Origin of the sequence: Bacillus sp. BB51/4 (assembly GCF_008368845.1) — a bacterium.
In the GTDB taxonomy this organism is placed as follows: domain Bacteria; phylum Bacillota; class Bacilli; order Bacillales; family Bacillaceae_G; genus Bacillus_A; species Bacillus_A wiedmannii.
On the sequence record NZ_QOSC01000001.1, the window covers coordinates 1 to 15,694 of the forward strand.

14 protein-coding genes, 2 pseudogenes and 1 other annotated feature are annotated in these 15,694 nt (G+C 37.1%); of the genes and pseudogenes, 5 read left to right on the forward strand and 11 right to left on the reverse strand.

Annotated elements, in window-relative coordinates; translation table 11 throughout:
• Positions 1-413 (reverse strand): annotated as a pseudogene (locus DN392_RS00005) (hypothetical protein); the annotation flags it as partial.
• Between the two features lie 95 nt (positions 414-508).
• On the opposite strand from DN392_RS00005, the pseudogene DN392_RS30640 reads away from it, so the two are divergent.
• Positions 509-589 (forward strand): annotated as a pseudogene (locus DN392_RS30640) (GNAT family N-acetyltransferase); the annotation flags it as partial.
• A 27-nt stretch (positions 590-616) separates the two neighbouring features.
• Here the strand turns inward: DN392_RS30640 and leuS are convergent.
• The 10 genes from leuS to DN392_RS00060 all read right to left on the reverse strand — a co-directional run bounded on the left by leuS (position 617) and on the right by DN392_RS00060 (position 12,246).
• On the reverse strand, positions 617-3,025 hold the full coding sequence (gene leuS / locus DN392_RS00015; RefSeq protein ID WP_064056579.1) for a leucine--tRNA ligase: 2,409 nt from the start codon (positions 3,023-3,025) through the stop codon (positions 617-619).
• Positions 3,026-3,090: 65 nt separating this feature from the next.
• Positions 3,091-3,310 (reverse strand) — a binding site (T-box leader).
• 188 nt (positions 3,311-3,498) lie between these two features.
• Positions 3,499-4,692: an MDR family MFS transporter gene (locus DN392_RS00020; protein ID WP_001137570.1), complete on the reverse strand. Its 1,194-nt coding sequence runs from the start codon at positions 4,690-4,692 to the stop codon at positions 3,499-3,501.
• A 277-nt stretch (positions 4,693-4,969) separates the two neighbouring features.
• Complete coding sequence (locus DN392_RS00025; RefSeq protein WP_061673052.1) at positions 4,970-6,193, reverse strand: cation:proton antiporter; 1,224 nt, start codon at positions 6,191-6,193, stop codon at positions 4,970-4,972.
• Positions 6,194-6,196: 3 nt separating this feature from the next.
• On the reverse strand, positions 6,197-6,694 hold the full coding sequence (locus tag DN392_RS00030) for a cation:proton antiporter regulatory subunit (protein WP_001026047.1): 498 nt from the start codon (positions 6,692-6,694) through the stop codon (positions 6,197-6,199).
• A gap of 33 nt (positions 6,695-6,727) precedes the next feature.
• The gene (locus DN392_RS00035; RefSeq protein WP_000454223.1) at positions 6,728-7,294 is read right to left on the reverse strand and encodes a tyrosine-type recombinase/integrase; all 567 of its coding nucleotides are present in this window, start codon (positions 7,292-7,294) and stop codon (positions 6,728-6,730) included.
• A gap of 342 nt (positions 7,295-7,636) precedes the next feature.
• Positions 7,637-9,496 (reverse strand): FtsX-like permease family protein, encoded by a 1,860-nt coding sequence (locus tag DN392_RS00040; RefSeq protein WP_088321337.1) that lies wholly within the window; start codon positions 9,494-9,496, stop codon positions 7,637-7,639.
• 17 nt (positions 9,497-9,513) lie between these two features.
• Positions 9,514-10,275 carry an ABC transporter ATP-binding protein gene (locus DN392_RS00045; RefSeq protein WP_046198226.1) on the reverse strand — a complete coding sequence of 254 codons (762 nt, stop codon included), beginning with the start codon at positions 10,273-10,275 and terminating at the stop codon, positions 9,514-9,516.
• A 232-nt stretch (positions 10,276-10,507) separates the two neighbouring features.
• Positions 10,508-11,530, reverse strand: coding sequence for a DUF418 domain-containing protein (locus tag DN392_RS00050; RefSeq protein WP_088321336.1), 1,023 nt, complete (start codon positions 11,528-11,530; stop codon positions 10,508-10,510).
• 287 nt (positions 11,531-11,817) lie between these two features.
• Positions 11,818-11,967 carry a hypothetical protein gene (locus DN392_RS00055; RefSeq protein WP_001129345.1) on the reverse strand — a complete coding sequence of 50 codons (150 nt, stop codon included), beginning with the start codon at positions 11,965-11,967 and terminating at the stop codon, positions 11,818-11,820.
• A 15-nt stretch (positions 11,968-11,982) separates the two neighbouring features.
• Complete coding sequence (locus tag DN392_RS00060; protein ID WP_000840870.1) at positions 11,983-12,246, reverse strand: YtzC family protein; 264 nt, start codon at positions 12,244-12,246, stop codon at positions 11,983-11,985.
• A gap of 111 nt (positions 12,247-12,357) precedes the next feature.
• On the opposite strand from DN392_RS00060, the gene mnmL reads away from it, so the two are divergent.
• The 4 genes from mnmL to DN392_RS00085 all read left to right on the forward strand — a co-directional run bounded on the left by mnmL (position 12,358) and on the right by DN392_RS00085 (position 15,686).
• Positions 12,358-13,317 (forward strand): tRNA modification radical SAM protein MnmL/YtqA, encoded by a 960-nt coding sequence (mnmL, locus tag DN392_RS00065; protein ID WP_000868033.1) that lies wholly within the window; start codon positions 12,358-12,360, stop codon positions 13,315-13,317.
• Entirely contained in the window at positions 13,314-13,886 is a 573-nt protein-coding gene (mnmM, locus tag DN392_RS00070; protein ID WP_000764470.1) for a tRNA 5-(aminomethyl)-2-thiouridylate-methyltransferase MnmM, read from the forward strand. Before mnmL ends, mnmM begins: the two co-directional genes overlap by 4 nt.
• Before the next feature lie 267 nt (positions 13,887-14,153).
• Positions 14,154-14,987, forward strand: coding sequence for an ABC transporter ATP-binding protein (locus DN392_RS00080; protein WP_088321335.1), 834 nt, complete (start codon positions 14,154-14,156; stop codon positions 14,985-14,987).
• 18 nt (positions 14,988-15,005) lie between these two features.
• On the forward strand, positions 15,006-15,686 hold the full coding sequence (locus tag DN392_RS00085; protein ID WP_088321334.1) for an ABC transporter permease: 681 nt from the start codon (positions 15,006-15,008) through the stop codon (positions 15,684-15,686).
• Positions 15,687-15,694: the final 8 nt, after the last annotated feature.

Genomic DNA, 15,694 nt, shown 5'->3' on the forward strand with positions numbered 1-15,694 from the left:
TGGTGGTGATGTCCATGATGACCGTGAACACCTTGCGGATACCCACCTATTCCTCCAGCTACAACACCTATTCCTGGTACCGGAAATCCTGTCTGCACTCCTCCAACGAAAGAAGGAAATGTAGTTGGTATCCCTACTGGAATTCCTGTCTGTACGCCAGCTACTGATGTTGGAAAGCCTCCTGTTACTGTAGGCATTCCAACCCCTGATGTCGAAAATCCTCCCATTGATGTAGGCATTCCAGTTTGCATGCCAGCTACCGATGTTGGAAAACCTCCTGCTGCTCCACCCATCCAGCTCGGAATTCCACCGTATCCTTGTTGGTCAGCTCCTCCCATTAACATCATTTGTTCATAACTACCCGATCCACCTCCGAAGAAGCCATGTGGTGCATTATTGTCCATCCCTTTCATTCCTTTCACCTCTTCTACTTAATTTAGCCTACCTTTTTTATCATATTTCCTATAAAAAAATAGGTGTTTGTCTGTATTGGAATTCCGCTCTTTTATTTGTACGCAGTGGAATGATTGAAAACTTAGATGAGGGTGATCCTGAGATTATTTTCTACACAAAAAAGCTCAGAGTATAAATACTCTGAGCTTTTATTTAGAGTGAATTAGTTTGCAACAACGTTAACAAGTTTTCCAGGAACTACAATTACTTTACGAACCGTTTTTCCTTCGATTTGGTCTTGAATTGCTTCAAGTGCAAGTTGTTCCATTTCTTCTTTTGATGCGTCTTTACTCATTGTTAGTTTCGCGCGAACTTTGCCCATAATTTGAACAACGATTTCAACTTCATCTTCTACAAGTTTAGACTCATCAAATGTTGGCCAGCTTGCATATGTGATTGTTTCATTGTAACCAAGCTTGCTCCATAGCTCTTCCCCAATGTGAGGTGCAACTGGTGCAATCATTTTTACGAAACCTTCTACATATTCTTTCGGAAGTGTTTCAGCTTTGTATGCATCGTTGATGAATACCATCATTTGAGAAATCGCTGTGTTGAAGCGAAGCTCTGCATAGTCTTCTGTTACTTTCTTCACTGTTTGGTGGTAAGCTTTTTCAAGCTCTTTATTTGGTGCATCAGTGATTTTCTCACTTAATTCACCGTTCTCTTGAACGAATAGGCGCCATACGCGGTCTAAGAAACGACGAGCTCCGTCAAGACCATTTTCAGACCAAGCGATTGAAGCATCTAATGGTCCCATGAACATTTCGTATAGACGAAGTGTATCTGCACCATGGCTTGCTACGATATCATCAGGATTTACAACGTTACCTTTTGATTTACTCATTTTCTCGTTGTTTTCACCTAGAATCATACCTTGGTTGAATAATTGTTGGAACGGCTCTTTCGTTGGAACTACACCGATATCGTATAATACTTTATGCCAGAAACGAGCATATAGTAAGTGAAGTACAGCGTGCTCTGCACCACCAATATAAATATCAACTGGAAGCCATTGTTTTACTTTTTCAGGGTCTACAAGTGCTTCGCTATTGTTTGGATCGATGTAACGTAGGTAATACCAGCAGCTACCAGCCCATTGTGGCATTGTGTTCGTTTCACGACGACCTTTTTTACCAGTCTCAGGATCAACAACATTTACCCACTCGTCAATGTTAGCAAGTGGTGATTCACCTGTACCTGAAGGACGAATATTTTCTGTTTTCGGAAGAACTAATGGTAATTCTTCTTCTTTCACAGCTGTCATTGTGCCATCTTCCCAGTGAATTACTGGAATTGGCTCACCCCAGTAACGTTGACGGCTGAATAACCAGTCACGTAGACGGTACGTTACTTTTTGATTTCCTGCGCTCGTTACTTCAAGCCATTCAATCATTTTTGCGATTGCTTCTTCTTTATTTAAGCCATCAAGGAATGCTGAGTTTACGTGCGCACCATCACCTGTGTATGCTTCTTTCGTAATGTCTCCGCCTTTTACAACTTCCTTCATTGGAAGATTGAACGTTGATGCGAATTCATAGTCACGCTCATCATGAGCTGGAACTGCCATTACAGCACCTGTTCCGTAAGTTGCAAGAACATAGTCAGCGATCCAGATTGGTAATTTCTCGCCATTTACTGGGTTAACTGCGTAAGCACCAGTGAATACACCAGTTTTCTCTTTCGCAAGTTCTGTACGCTCTAAATCACTCTTCATTTTTACAGAGTTAATGTAAGCTTCTACAGCTTCTTTTTGATCTGCTGTTGTAATGTCTGCAACAAGCGCATGCTCTGGAGCAAGTACACAGTAGCTTGCACCAAATAGTGTATCAGGGCGCGTTGTGAAAACTGTGAATTTCTCGTCTGTACCATCGATGTTGAAGTGTACTTCTGCACCTTCAGAACGACCGATCCAGTTACGTTGCATATCTTTTAAGCTTTCTGGCCAATCAAGCTCATCTAGATCTTCTAATAGACGATCTCCATAAGCTGTAATTTTTAACATCCACTGTCTCATCGGACGACGCTCAACTGGATGTCCACCGCGCTCACTCTTACCATCAATGATTTCTTCGTTTGCAAGTACTGTACCAAGTGCTGGGCACCAGTTTACAGGTACTTCATCAACGTAAGCTAAGCCTTTTTCAAATAGTTGTAGGAAGATCCATTGTGTCCACTTGTAGTAGTTTGGATCTGTTGTATTTACTTCACGGTCCCAATCATAAGAGAAACCTAATGCTTTAATTTGGTTACGGAACGTATTAATATTATGCTCTGTAAATTCTGCTGGGCTGTTTCCAGTATCAAGTGCATATTGCTCTGCTGGAAGACCGAATGCATCCCATCCCATTGGATGAAGAACGTTATATCCTTGCATACGCTTCATACGAGATAAAATATCTGTCGCTGTATAACCTTCTGGATGTCCTACGTGTAGGCCTGCACCTGATGGATATGGGAACATATCTAGTGCATAAAATTTTGGTTTTTCTGTCTCATCTGGCGTACGGAATGTTTTATTCTCTTCCCAGTACCCTTGCCACTTCTTCTCAATATTTTGATGATTAAAGCTCATGAGATACCCTCCTTGAAATTCTATTTATTTTCACCGCCCAAAATACAAAAAACCTCTCATCCCTAGAAAGGGACGAGAGGTTATAGATTCCCGCGGTACCACCCTAAATTAATGTACAAATATACATTCGCTTAGATCCGTAACGTGGATTAACGGCAATTGCTACTACTAGTTTCACAACTGCAACTCAAAGGCGAGTTCATAACGAAACGTGGATTGACTTGCACCGACCGTCAACTCTCTAAACCAGCTTCTATTACTACTACTCCTTCTCACTGTTATTACAAATATAAGTTAATGTGAACTACCCACCACTTCGTATCTCTAAAGAGCTTACTTGAAGCTAAGGCTTCTCGGTTAATCGTTACTCTTACTAACTAACGAATTCGTCTTAGGACAGCCGAGCTATCTCCCTTGTTCCAAAGGTTGTTTTATTTAAATATATTCTAAAACATGTTACATGTTCCGTCAAACTAAACTGCAATTTTTTCTTCTACTGTTTCTTCTACTTTTACTCGTTTATCATACATGCTCGTTGCAATAATCGCTACTACAAGCATTACCATGATTGCTATAAACAATACTTCTATATTGTATAAATCAACAATTGCTCCGCCAACGACCGGTCCGAACATTTTCCCTACAGTCGCTGCGCTATTTACAACCCCTTGATAAAACCCTAACTTATCTTTTGGCGCAAGTATATTTGCAATGGTCGGAACTGCTGGCCATACGAATAACTCACCAATCGTTAACGTCACCATCGCAACGAGGAACATCGTAAATTGTTGCGCTTGACTTAACACAATAAATGACGCCGCAAAAATGACGATTCCAATCATAATTTGTTGTTTTAAAGAACGTTTCATCCAGCGAATTAACATACTAACAAGTGGCTGCGCACAAACAATCATCGCTCCGTTTATCGTCCATAATAAACTATAATGGCGGAGGCTAATATCTAATTCCCGCATATGAGTCGCAATCGCCCCTTGCCACTGTACATATGTAACCCAGCATAAAGCATATGCTACACATACGATAAGAAGTGCTTTGAATCCAGGTGTAAGTGTCCAGCCTTTTTTCGTTTCGACTTCTTTTTGCACTCCTGGCTCTTTCTTGTCTTCCATACCACGGAATCCAATAAAAGCAATTAAGAAGAAAACAAAGTACAAAACAAAATTGGCTAAGAAAATATAATCAAAACGGTAAGATGCAACTAAACCACCGCACGCTGTTCCGATCGCAATACCAACGTTTTGCCCAACATACATCGCATTAAATGCCCGTCTTCCGCCCTCTGGCCAAACCGTACCGACCATCGCATACATCGATGGAAAGACCATTCCAGAACCAAAGCCGATTAATGCTAGCCACACAACATATAACGGCCAACCATGGAAGAACACAAGACCTAAAATCGATACGAGTGTAATAACAATCCCTACTAAAGTTGATTTATAACCGCCCCATTTATCAAATAAAACACCGCCGAGCAAGTTTCCGATTACACCAGTAAGCGAGTTGATCATTAATACCATTCCGGCCACAGATAAAGATTTTCCTAGGTGATCATGCAAATAAATTGTATTAAAAGGCCATAAAAAAGAAGCACCCGTGACATTAATAATCATCCCAGCTACTAATAGCCATACTTTCCTTGGCATAGTCTCCCCTCCTATTCTATTTTTTTCGTTCATCTATAACAGTAAAATTGTAGTCGTTTTTAAATAGGAAGGCAACTGATTAATAGTTGATGAAATTCAGATAATGATTTTTCGGTAAATGAAATTATATGAATTGTCACTTAAAAATATATCGGCGATTATTAAAATATATCGGCGAATCTCAAAATATATCGACTTACCGACAAAAACGACATCAACAACAATATATAAAAAAGGAAGACTGCATAAAGTTCATGCAGTCTCCCCCTTATTTATACTATCCAACTTCTTTTTCTCGCTTTGCACGTTCTTTCGCACTCCATTTAAATATTTTATCTAGTAGAGAGTATATTCTCCCAGACTCCTTCGTTAATAACGGTCCTAACGATGCTAATATTAAAACGTACAGTGCAGAGAACGGTTTAATCGTTGCCATTAAACCACCCGCAATGCCGACATTGGCTACAATAATGGAGAACTCTCCGCGTGATACGAGGGTTAAACCGATATTCGTAGAAGCCTTATGCGATAACCCGGCTTTACGTCCCGCCATCATTCCAGCTGTAAAATTACCGATGAGCGTAATGAAAACTGCTCCTAATGCCAACCACACTGCTCCTCCAAGTGAAAACGGATCTATACTTAAACCGAAACTGAAAAAGAATATGGCTCCAAAGAAGTCACGAAACGGAACGACGAGATGCTCAATCCGATCACTATGCTCTGTTTCAGAAAAGACGAGTCCTAACAATAATGCTCCAATTGCCTCAGCAACATGAATCGTCTCTGAAAATCCTGCTACAAAGAATAAAATGGCGAATATTACGATAATAAAAATTTCGTTTGACGAAATATCTAATACTTTATTTAGAAACGGCGTAGCTTTTCTAGCGATTACAAAGAATAGTAGCATATACCCTACCGCGATTAACACCGATGTAAGAGCACCTACAAATGATGTTGCACCACCGAGTACTAACCCTGAAACGACTGATAAATATACAGCTAAAAAAATATCATCAAACATAATGATTCCTAATATTAATTCAGTCTCTTTATTACCCGATCTTCTTAAATCAACAATTACTTTTGCAACAATTGCACTTGATGAAATTGTAATGATTCCAGCAATAATTAATGTTTCTAATAAGGGGAAGCCCATAACATATCCATAAAGCAAACCTAATATGAAATTAAGTGATATGTGGACAGTCCCCCCAAAAGCAATTGATTTTCCTGATTTAATTAATTTTTTTATTGAGAATTCTAAGCCTAAATAGAATAGGAGGAATATGACGCCAACACGTCCGAGGAAGGAAATAACTTCTCCGCTTTCAATAAATCTTAAATCGATAAGTCCTAAATCTGGGGCATGAGGCCCCACCAACATACCGAGTATAATGAGAAACGGAATAATCGAGAACTTTAACTTCGCAGCGAGGATAGCTGCACAAGCTACTAATACTAACGCAGTTCCAACTTCAAAGATTAAAGTATCCATCGATTATGAATCACCTCCTGCTGAAAGCAATTCATTAATAATTCTTTTCACTTCATGTCTTTCACCCGATAACACGAGCATATCACCAGCTTCAATAATAGAGTCTGGACCTGGATTAAAGAATTTCTTCATATTCTTTTTCAAAATAGCAATAATCGTTACGTTATACGTTTTTCTGACATGTAAGCTACCAATTGTTTTTTGTACGACTGGTGCGTTATTTTCCACCTTAAACCATTCAATTGATAATCCTTCAAAAGCCATCTCAATTGTGTCTAACGCTTGTGGTCTGTATACCATTCCGCCTAATATAGCTGCAATTTGTCTCGCCTCAGAATCACGAAGAGAAATGCTTGAAATACTTTCATCATGATCCGCATCAAAATGATACATTTCTCTTCGTCCATCATCATGAATAACGATAACCATTTTTTCATTACCTTTTGTAATTACTTCAAACTTACATCCAATGCCCGGTAATTCACTCTCTCTAATATTCATATTCCCGCCTCCTAAAGTTTTTAGTTACGGCTTTTACAAATCTACATCAATCTCTGTTTTAAATTCTTCATCTTTTGAGATTCCCAAATACTTTAATGTCTCTGAAGGTGTCGCGTGATGAAAATGTTTTTGCAATAGCGCAATCGCTATCCCTCTTTTGTATGCATGAAATCCAAATGTTTTTCTCATTGAGTTCGTTCCGATTTTACCAACAACCCCAACTGCTTCAGCAGCATTATGAATTACACGATACGCTTGTTGACGCGTAATTGAATTTGTCGTTTTATTAGATTGAAATACGTAGTTTTCTCTTTTCACATTAATAGATTGTACGTACTCTAAAAGTGCTTCTTTTACTTTTGTATTTAAATAAATATCTTGTTTAAACTTTTCATCCTTCACAGGAAGAGAATAAAACTCTTTAACAGTTCCATCTTCATTTAATACCTCTTCAAATTTCATACTAAGTAACTCAGTAATCTTTAATCCTGTGTTAATTCCAATAACAAATAAAAGATAATCTCGCTGCGAGTGCTCTTTTAAATACTTTTTCATAGCCTCAATTTGGCTTATATCTTTTAATGCCTCTACAACTTCCATACATGTATTCTCCTCATCTTATGAACGGTAATTTTCTCATCATGTTGTCCATTTTACCTTATCATGCTATGGGATTTCCATGTATTATCCATTATTTTTCAATATACTTTTCGGTCCGAAAATTTTTCATTTGGAAATTGATAATTGTGCAAATACAGTGGGGTAGGCAAAATAGGGGATACAAGTTCAGCCTCTTTCTACAGATCGGATTCCTCCTTTCATTATCCAGCTGCTTCTACTTTTATATTATGTTACTTATTTATATTATATTATATATTTCAGTAACATTAAAGTGTTTTTTCTGAAAATAATAAAAACCGAGCAGTTTCGCTCGGTTTTTTATTAATCTTCTTTCGGAAGAACAATTCCTTTATACAATTGAACGGTAATGAAGTAATAAATTGCATAAATCATTACGAAGATAACAATCGGTACCCAAATACGGAAGTACGGATCAAGTAAAATAAATCCGAAAATATTCATACCAACTAATACGTGAGCAATACCTACAATTGCTGGGAATAAGAATACTAAGAATAACTCTTTATAAATTGATTTTGTTAATAATTCACGGCGCACCCCAATTTTACGAAGCATTTGATAACGCGTAATATCTTTTGATGCACCAGAAAGAATTTTGAACATTAAACAACTTGCCATCATTGCTAAGAAAGCAATTCCAAGGAAGAATCCCATAAACACTGTTCCGCTCGCAACGCCGTAGAACATGTCGTAAGATTGATATTTACTGTTCATTCTTTCAGCTGTTACATTTTTATATTTATCTAGTTGCAACTCGTCAAGTTTTTTCCATTCTTTTGTATATGTTAAGAAATCATCTGTTTTTCCAATAAATGCTATACCTTCTTTACCATTTATCTCATCGTACATTTTTTGATCTACAATTTTAATTGCATGATCTTCGTGTAGATAATACGGATGAATTGTGCTAAAAGCATCTACCCATTCTTCTGGAAGTTCTTTAGCGTTCGCATCTTTTTCATTCATTTCTCTAGAAACTGCGCCTACTGGTAGTTCCTGTGAAGCCTTCTTCGTATTCACTAAATCCTTCATCGACTTTATATTTGTCATATCTTTTACTAAAGGACGATTTTTCTCCAAATCCTCTTTTACATAATAAACGTATTTATCATCAACTTTGTAACGATATTCGCTTTTCTCTTTAAATGTAATACCGTCTAAAATTTTCTTTTCTTCAGCTGTTGGATTATGAACTACTGAATCATAGATTATTAAACCATCAACCATTTTTATAACGTTATTTTTAAACGCCATACCACCTGAAATTGCACCAGCTCCAAGAGCAACTAACATCGCTACTGTCGCAAGCACCTTTGTTAAGCTATTAATACGGAAGTTTAATTGTGCAAATGTAAAAGCGTTAAGCCCTTTTTCACTACGCTTTTTATTACTTTTTAACTTTTTAATAATAACTGGAAGAAATGATCCAAATAGCATGTAAGTACCAGCTGTTGTTGTAATTAATGCGATAAGAATTCCCATTTCTCTTAGTTTTTCCATGTAAATCATTGATGCATAGCCCATTCCTAATAAAATAACCGCAAGGAATGCGACTAAACCTGTCATTTTTCCTTTTACCGCAACACGTTCTGTTTGTGCATCTGCATGTACAAGTTGCAGTACAGAAATACGTGATAACTTAATACTATTCATAATTGCTGATAATACAAATAGTGCAAAGAAGAAGATACAAGTAACAGTCATAGATGGCAGATAAAATGCTTTATAACCTTCACCTGCAAATTCTAATTGTTTCATTAATAACTGACCGATACCTTCTGCAAGTCCTACCCCAACTATAATACCAATCGCAAGAGACGCAGCACCTAATACGATTGTTTCAATAAACATAAGTAATGTAACTTTATGCTTTTTTGCTCCTAACATCATATACATACCAAACTCTTTTTGGCGAAGAGATAATAAGAAAGAGTTCGCATATAAAATATAGAAGAACGTTATAATGGCTAGTAAAAATGAACCTGCTTGGAATACGAATCCAATTTGACCAATAGTAGAATTCTCCTTAAGGAAGGCTTCGTTTAACGCTAACGTTTGAAACATATAAAAAATTGAAATCGACATGACAAGACCGACAAGTAAGACGATGTAATCTTTTAGCTTACTCTTTAGCCCTGACATGGAAAGTTTGAATAACATGCTCTAGACCTCCTTCCTTACGCTTTTTGTGTACCTAAATCTGCAAGTACATCTAAAATTTCTTTATAAAACTCTTCACGCGTACCACCACGGTGAATTTCTTTATATAGCTCACCATCTTGAATGAATAAAATACGCTGACAGTAACTTGCACTGTAAGGATCATGTGTAACCATCATAATGGATACGCCTTGATCTTTATTTAAGTTTGTCATCGCATCAAGTAAACTCGTCGCATTTTTAGAATCAAGAGCTCCTGTTGGCTCGTCCCCTAAAATAATTGCCGGCTCATGTACTAGTGCGCGAGCTGCTGCTGAACGTTGTTTCTGTCCACCAGATACTTCAGATGGATACTTTTGAAGAATTTCTGTAATCCCTAACATATCCGCTACTTTTTCTACTTTCGGTCCAATATTTCGTGACGAGACACCTTGAAGAGAAAGTGGAAGTGCAATGTTTTCATAAATAGATAAGTTTTCTAATAAGTTAAAGTCTTGGAAGATGAATCCTAATTTTTGCGAGCGGAAATCAGAAAGCTCACCTTGCTTCATTTTCGTAATATCTGTTCCTGCAATTTCAACAACGCCGCCTGTTGCTTTATCTAACGTTGAAATTACATTTAATAATGTCGTTTTACCAGAACCAGATGGTCCCATAATTCCGACAAACTCACCCTCTTGAATCGAGAATGACACACCTTTTAACGCATGCGATTGGTTCTCACCTTTTTTACCGTACACTTTTTGAACGTTTTTTACGTCTACAACTGGTTTCGTCATATATATCCTCCTACGCTTGTTTTTCCATTACCTATTTTGCGCCTTTTGGAAGGGAACTGCTATTTGTTAACATTACATTTACCTTACACTTTTGTAATATAAAAAAGATGCGTGTGTAAGGTTCGTTGGTAAATGCAATTGTATTAGCGATTCGACAAGTAATATCGACTTACCGAAAAAGATGACAATAAAAAATAGGCTGTTCCACAAAAGAAACAGCCCACTTCTCTCTTTATTTCTTTAAAGGTGTTACCGTCCAATACGTAATAACACGCCAAATCCATTCTAGTGGACCCATTTTAAAGATTTTCATCCAAATCACACTAAACACAATTTGAATTGCGTAAATTGCGATACATACATATAACGTCTGCATGTACGTTAAGTTTTCTGCAAAGTTAAAGACACTTCCTGCGATTAAAATCATTGCAGTTTGTCCGATATAATTTGTTAACGCCATACGTCCATAATATTTTAGTGGCGCTAACAATGTTTGAACTGGTTTTAGTTGAAGTAATAAAATTAATGCTCCCACATAGAAAGCTGAAATGATTGGTCCAACTGTAATACCAATTTTTAAAAATTGGCTTGCAGCATCCATTGTTCCATCTTCGTTCTCCATTATCCCATTTACAAATGGTTCAGCAGGAACGTGCCCATATTGATACCATACAGCTACGACACTTAAAACAAACATAATACCTGTAAAAATAGCGACTTTCTTTATATTTTGCGTAAGATTTTCAAATACACGATATTGTCCTGCAGCCAGCCCTAATAAAATTAAGCCGAGTGGTAATAGTTCTTTAACACCCATTATGCTAAAGGCAATTGTTAAAATAAGGCCTATAACTAGGTTCACTTCTTTTTTCGCTTTATAAAACGGTAAAACAAGTAACCCGCAAATTGCGTATAACGCTAGTGCTTCTCCAGGCTGAAACATTTGATGAATCAAACCGAAAATAAATAGTGCAACTAAGCGGCGGAAAAATAAAACATACCCATTTTTCCCTTTCGCAATTGCTCTAGAGATAAAGATATAGAATCCCACTCCAAATAAGAATGAGAAGATTGAGAAGAAACGACCTTCTACAAATAAGTATAAAAATCTTTGATAGCTAGCATCCACTGTATTAGGATCTGGAATTTTAATGTTAAGTCGTGCGAAAATATTTACTAAAATAATCCCCAGTAGTGCAAAGCCACGAATGTAATCTAACTCATCAATTCGTTTGTTTGTAATATTGTTCCCCATAAAGCAACTCCTTGTATAAAGTGAAACTTTAATCAGTGGGGGTTTTGTCCATCCCCCACTGATTATTAGTTGAACCAATCGGACTTTTATGGACAGTTGATCCCCACCTAACTTCTTTGCTTTCGCTGAATTTTGAGGTGGGGGTCTTACTGCCCATTAAAGCGGGATAAAATTTAATCCTTCCTTACTCTACTGGAGAAAACGGCTCGCAACTATCGACAAACCTTACAGAAATCTTACATTATTGTAATATAATAAAATAAAACCAGGTCATATTGCGACCTGGTCTACTCTGATTGCTTCGATCTTTGAGGTTGTCCCTTTTTACTGTTACGCTGTTTCACTTGAACAACTGGATCAAGCTCATTCGAAAACTCAGCGTTATGTCCATTTTGCGTTTTTTGCTCTGGGTTATTTTGATCTGAACGTTTCGCCATTACATTCACTCCTTATTAGCGCGGTGTAATAATCATTTGATGTTGCAATTGGCGAATTGCCATACGTGCTCTATTTAATTGCTCACGTTGCTCATCATTCGCATGTTGCTGCATCGTTTGTAAATCGTTATATGCTTGTTCTAATTGTAATTGCGCATCTGAATACTCCATCGTATTGTAATGCTCTTGTCTCATACCTTGGTCTAATTGTTCTTTCGCATATTCCACCGCTTGTTCCGCTTGTGTAATATACGATTCAAGTGATTGACGCTCTGCCATAATTGTCCCTCCTTGCTTCAATTCCCCTTTAGTGTGTCCCTTCCATATGAACCTTATGAGTATGTTATAATGGATTTTGTTTCATTTTGACTCGGCTTAGGAGGGAAAGTAATGAAGGTTCAAAACCCTTTTCCATATACAAACGACAATAAACGTTATCACACATGGAATTACCATTTACGAAATGAATTTGGTGAAAAAATCTTTAAAGTTTCATTAGACGCTGGCTTCGATTGTCCGAACCGTGACGGTACAGTTGCTTATGGCGGGTGTACATTTTGCAGTGCTGCTGGATCTGGTGACTTCGCTGGCGATCGCCGCGATGATGTTATAACGCAATATCATGAAATGAAAGAAAAAATGCGCTCAAAGTGGAAAGATGGAAAATGTATCGCTTATTTTCAGGCTTATACAAATACACATGCACCACTTGAAGTGTTAAAAGAAAAATTCGAACCGCTTCTAGCAGAAAAAGACGTTGTCGGTCTTTCTATTGCGACTCGTCCAGATTGTTTACCAGACGATGTCGTTGAATATTTAGCGGACTTAAATAAACGCACGTACCTTTGGGTTGAGCTCGGACTACAAACTGTTCATGAACGAACTGCAAATCTTATTAATCGTGCTCACGATTATCCTTCTTACGTTGAAGGCGTAAATAAATTACGTAAACATGGCATTCGAGTTTGCTCTCATATTATTAACGGTCTTCCTCTTGAAGATTACGACATGATGATGGAAACAGCTCGTGAAGTAGCGAAACTTGACGTACAAGGAATTAAAATCCACTTACTTCACTTATTAAAAGGAACGCCAATGGTGAAGCAATATGAAAAAGGACAATTAGAATTCCTTTCTCTTGAAGATTACGTAAGTCTCGTTGTTGACCAACTTGAAATTATTCCAGAAGACGTAATTGTGCACCGCATCACAGGTGACGGTCCACCTGATTTAATGATTGGCCCAATGTGGAGCTTAAATAAATGGGAAGTATTAAATTCCATCGATGCAGAATTTGTACGCCGCGGAAGCTGGCAAGGAAAATATGCAAATGAGGAGAAACAAAAATGAAATTAGAACGTGTATTACCGTTTGCTCGCTCACTTCTGCAAACGGCAGTAAAAGAAGGCGATTACGCTGTAGATGCAACTTTAGGAAACGGTCATGACACTTGCTTCCTAGCTGAAATCGTTGGAGATAACGGAAAAGTATTTGGATTTGATATTCAAAAAGAGGCAATTGAAAGCTCAACAACTCGTCTAAAAGAAAAAGAACTTTTCGAACGTACTGTTTTAATTCATGATAGCCACGATACACTTCTATCCGTATTACCAGAAGATGCAAAAGGAAAAGTAACAGGCGCAATTTTTAACTTAGGTTACCTTCCTGGCGGAGATAAGCATATCGTTACAAAACCGAACTCAACAATCTCAGCGATTGAGCAATTATTAGAAGTAATGGCGCCTGAAGGTATCATCGTCCTTGTCATTTACCACGGACATCCAGAAGGACAAGTAGAACGCGACGCTGTACTTACATTTGCAGAAGAACTAGACCAAAAACAAGCACACGTACTGCGATACGGCTTCATTAACCAACAAAATAACCCGCCATTTATTGTGGCGATTGAGAAACGATAAAGTGAAACTTTAATCAGCGGGTTTTCCTGCCTGGTAAATAGCGGGATAATTATATCAACGATTTTTCAATTATATCTATCGTAATGCCGGATATATCAACGATTTTTTCAATATATCTATCATAACTTACAATATATCAACGATTTTTCAGATATATCGATAATTCGACAAAACATACCAAAAAAAGACGTGCACTCATTGCACGTCTTTTTGTTATTCTCCTATATAATGGATATATACAATATTTGAAGAAAGAAGGATAGAACTTTGCTAGTAGAACTAAGGGGAATTCAAAAGAAGTATGGCAAATCACTTATACTAGACAACATTGATTTATCCATTCCAGAAGGAGAAGCGCTCGCTATTATTGGCGGGAACGGGACTGGAAAAAGTACGCTACTCAAAATAATTGCAGGATTTATTTCACCTACGGCAGGGACACTTCAAAGAAAAGAACATATACAAATCGGCTATGTACCTGAACATTTTCCTGAAGGGATTCGTTTTACATTAGAAGATTATTTATATCATCTCGGCCACATCCACGGTTTATCAACAAAATATTTAAAAGATAAAATTCCGATGCTTCTTGAATCTTTTCATTTACATCATGCAAGACATTCTGTTGTACGAAACTTTTCAAAAGGTATGAAACAAAAAACAGGCATCTTACAAGCATTACTTACAGATGTCCATTTATTAATTTTAGACGAACCGCTTTCTGGGCTCGATCCTAACTCCCAACAAGAATTAGAACATATTTTACTCTCATTAAAACAACAAGGTATATCTGTACTCTTCACATGTCACGAAAAACAACTACTAGAAAACTTTGCCGATAGAATTGTGACGTTAGCAAATCATACAATCACAACAGATACCTTTGTACAAAAAGGGGCAGAACAAGTCTATATTGAAGCAATCGTTTACGACACATTTTCAGTGATAGAACTACGGAAACAATTAGGTTTTATACACGTTGTACACAATTCAAATCAAAACCTTATTCAATTACAAATCGAAAAAGAATATACAAACGAAATGCTTCAGTTTTTATTACATAAAAAAGCATCTATCACACTGCTACAACCTAACTTTTAAATCGAAAGAAGGTTTATTATGTTCGCGCTTATTCGTTACCATTTTCTCGACTACACAAAATCGTATAAGTACGTCCCTCCTATTGCGATGTACTGCATGAGCTTACTTTTTGTATATACATATAAACCGACTCCTATTGTACCCACATATTTAGAAACAGCACTCGCGCTATATTTATTATCTGCCTGGATTACGGTCACAATTTTTCATACAGAAGACCCTGTACAAGAGCAAATCACTATTTCACACACAAATAACATTTCAGCATTATACGTTGGTAAATATATTACAGCTCTTCTCATTTGTACTGTGTTATCTTTTATATCCGTAATCTATCCCATTATTTTGCAAATGTTTAATGAAAAAATGACAGTTTCTTTATTTCTAGTCGGATTTCTCGCTCACATGTCTTTCTCTATATTAGGAATTTCAATCGCAACTTTATTTACTAGAAATATGATTCAAAAAGCAGGCACTGCTTGGCTTAGCCTTATATTTATATTAATTATAACGATCGCCTCCATTCAGTTTAAAAAAGAGTTGCTATGGTTTTTACCACCTGTCGAAAGCTTTCTAATGCTTGGACAATACAAATATAATATACTTACTCACACTTTATGGCTCACAGCTTGGGCTATCGTATATTCATTTTTATTACTTACTTTATTTCTTTTTCTCGTTCGCAAAAAACGTTTTTAATTACCTAT

Bases quoted from the DNA above. Each gene is read 5' to 3' on its own strand.
- DN392_RS00055 (WP_001129345.1), bottom strand. From the start codon at position 11,967: ATGGCGAAACGTTCAGATCAAAATAACCCAGAGCAAAAAACGCAAAAT.
- DN392_RS00030 (WP_001026047.1), bottom strand. From the start codon at position 6,694: ATGAATATTAGAGAGAGTGAATTACCGGGCATTGGATGTAAGTTTGAA.
- DN392_RS00045 (WP_046198226.1), bottom strand. From the start codon at position 10,275: ATGACGAAACCAGTTGTAGACGTAAAAAACGTTCAAAAAGTGTACGGT.
- DN392_RS00085 (WP_088321334.1), top strand. From the start codon at position 15,006: ATGTTCGCGCTTATTCGTTACCATTTTCTCGACTACACAAAATCGTAT.
- DN392_RS00060 (WP_000840870.1), bottom strand. From the start codon at position 12,246: ATGGCAGAGCGTCAATCACTTGAATCGTATATTACACAAGCGGAACAA.
- mnmM (WP_000764470.1), top strand. From the start codon at position 13,314: ATGAAATTAGAACGTGTATTACCGTTTGCTCGCTCACTTCTGCAAACG.
- DN392_RS00035 (WP_000454223.1), bottom strand. From the start codon at position 7,294: ATGGAAGTTGTAGAGGCATTAAAAGATATAAGCCAAATTGAGGCTATG.
- DN392_RS00050 (WP_088321336.1), bottom strand. From the start codon at position 11,530: ATGGGGAACAATATTACAAACAAACGAATTGATGAGTTAGATTACATT.
- leuS (WP_064056579.1), bottom strand. From the start codon at position 3,025: ATGAGCTTTAATCATCAAAATATTGAGAAGAAGTGGCAAGGGTACTGG.
- DN392_RS00040 (WP_088321337.1), bottom strand. From the start codon at position 9,496: ATGTTATTCAAACTTTCCATGTCAGGGCTAAAGAGTAAGCTAAAAGAT.
- DN392_RS00025 (WP_061673052.1), bottom strand. From the start codon at position 6,193: ATGGATACTTTAATCTTTGAAGTTGGAACTGCGTTAGTATTAGTAGCT.
- mnmL (WP_000868033.1), top strand. From the start codon at position 12,358: ATGAAGGTTCAAAACCCTTTTCCATATACAAACGACAATAAACGTTAT.
- DN392_RS00020 (WP_001137570.1), bottom strand. From the start codon at position 4,692: ATGCCAAGGAAAGTATGGCTATTAGTAGCTGGGATGATTATTAATGTC.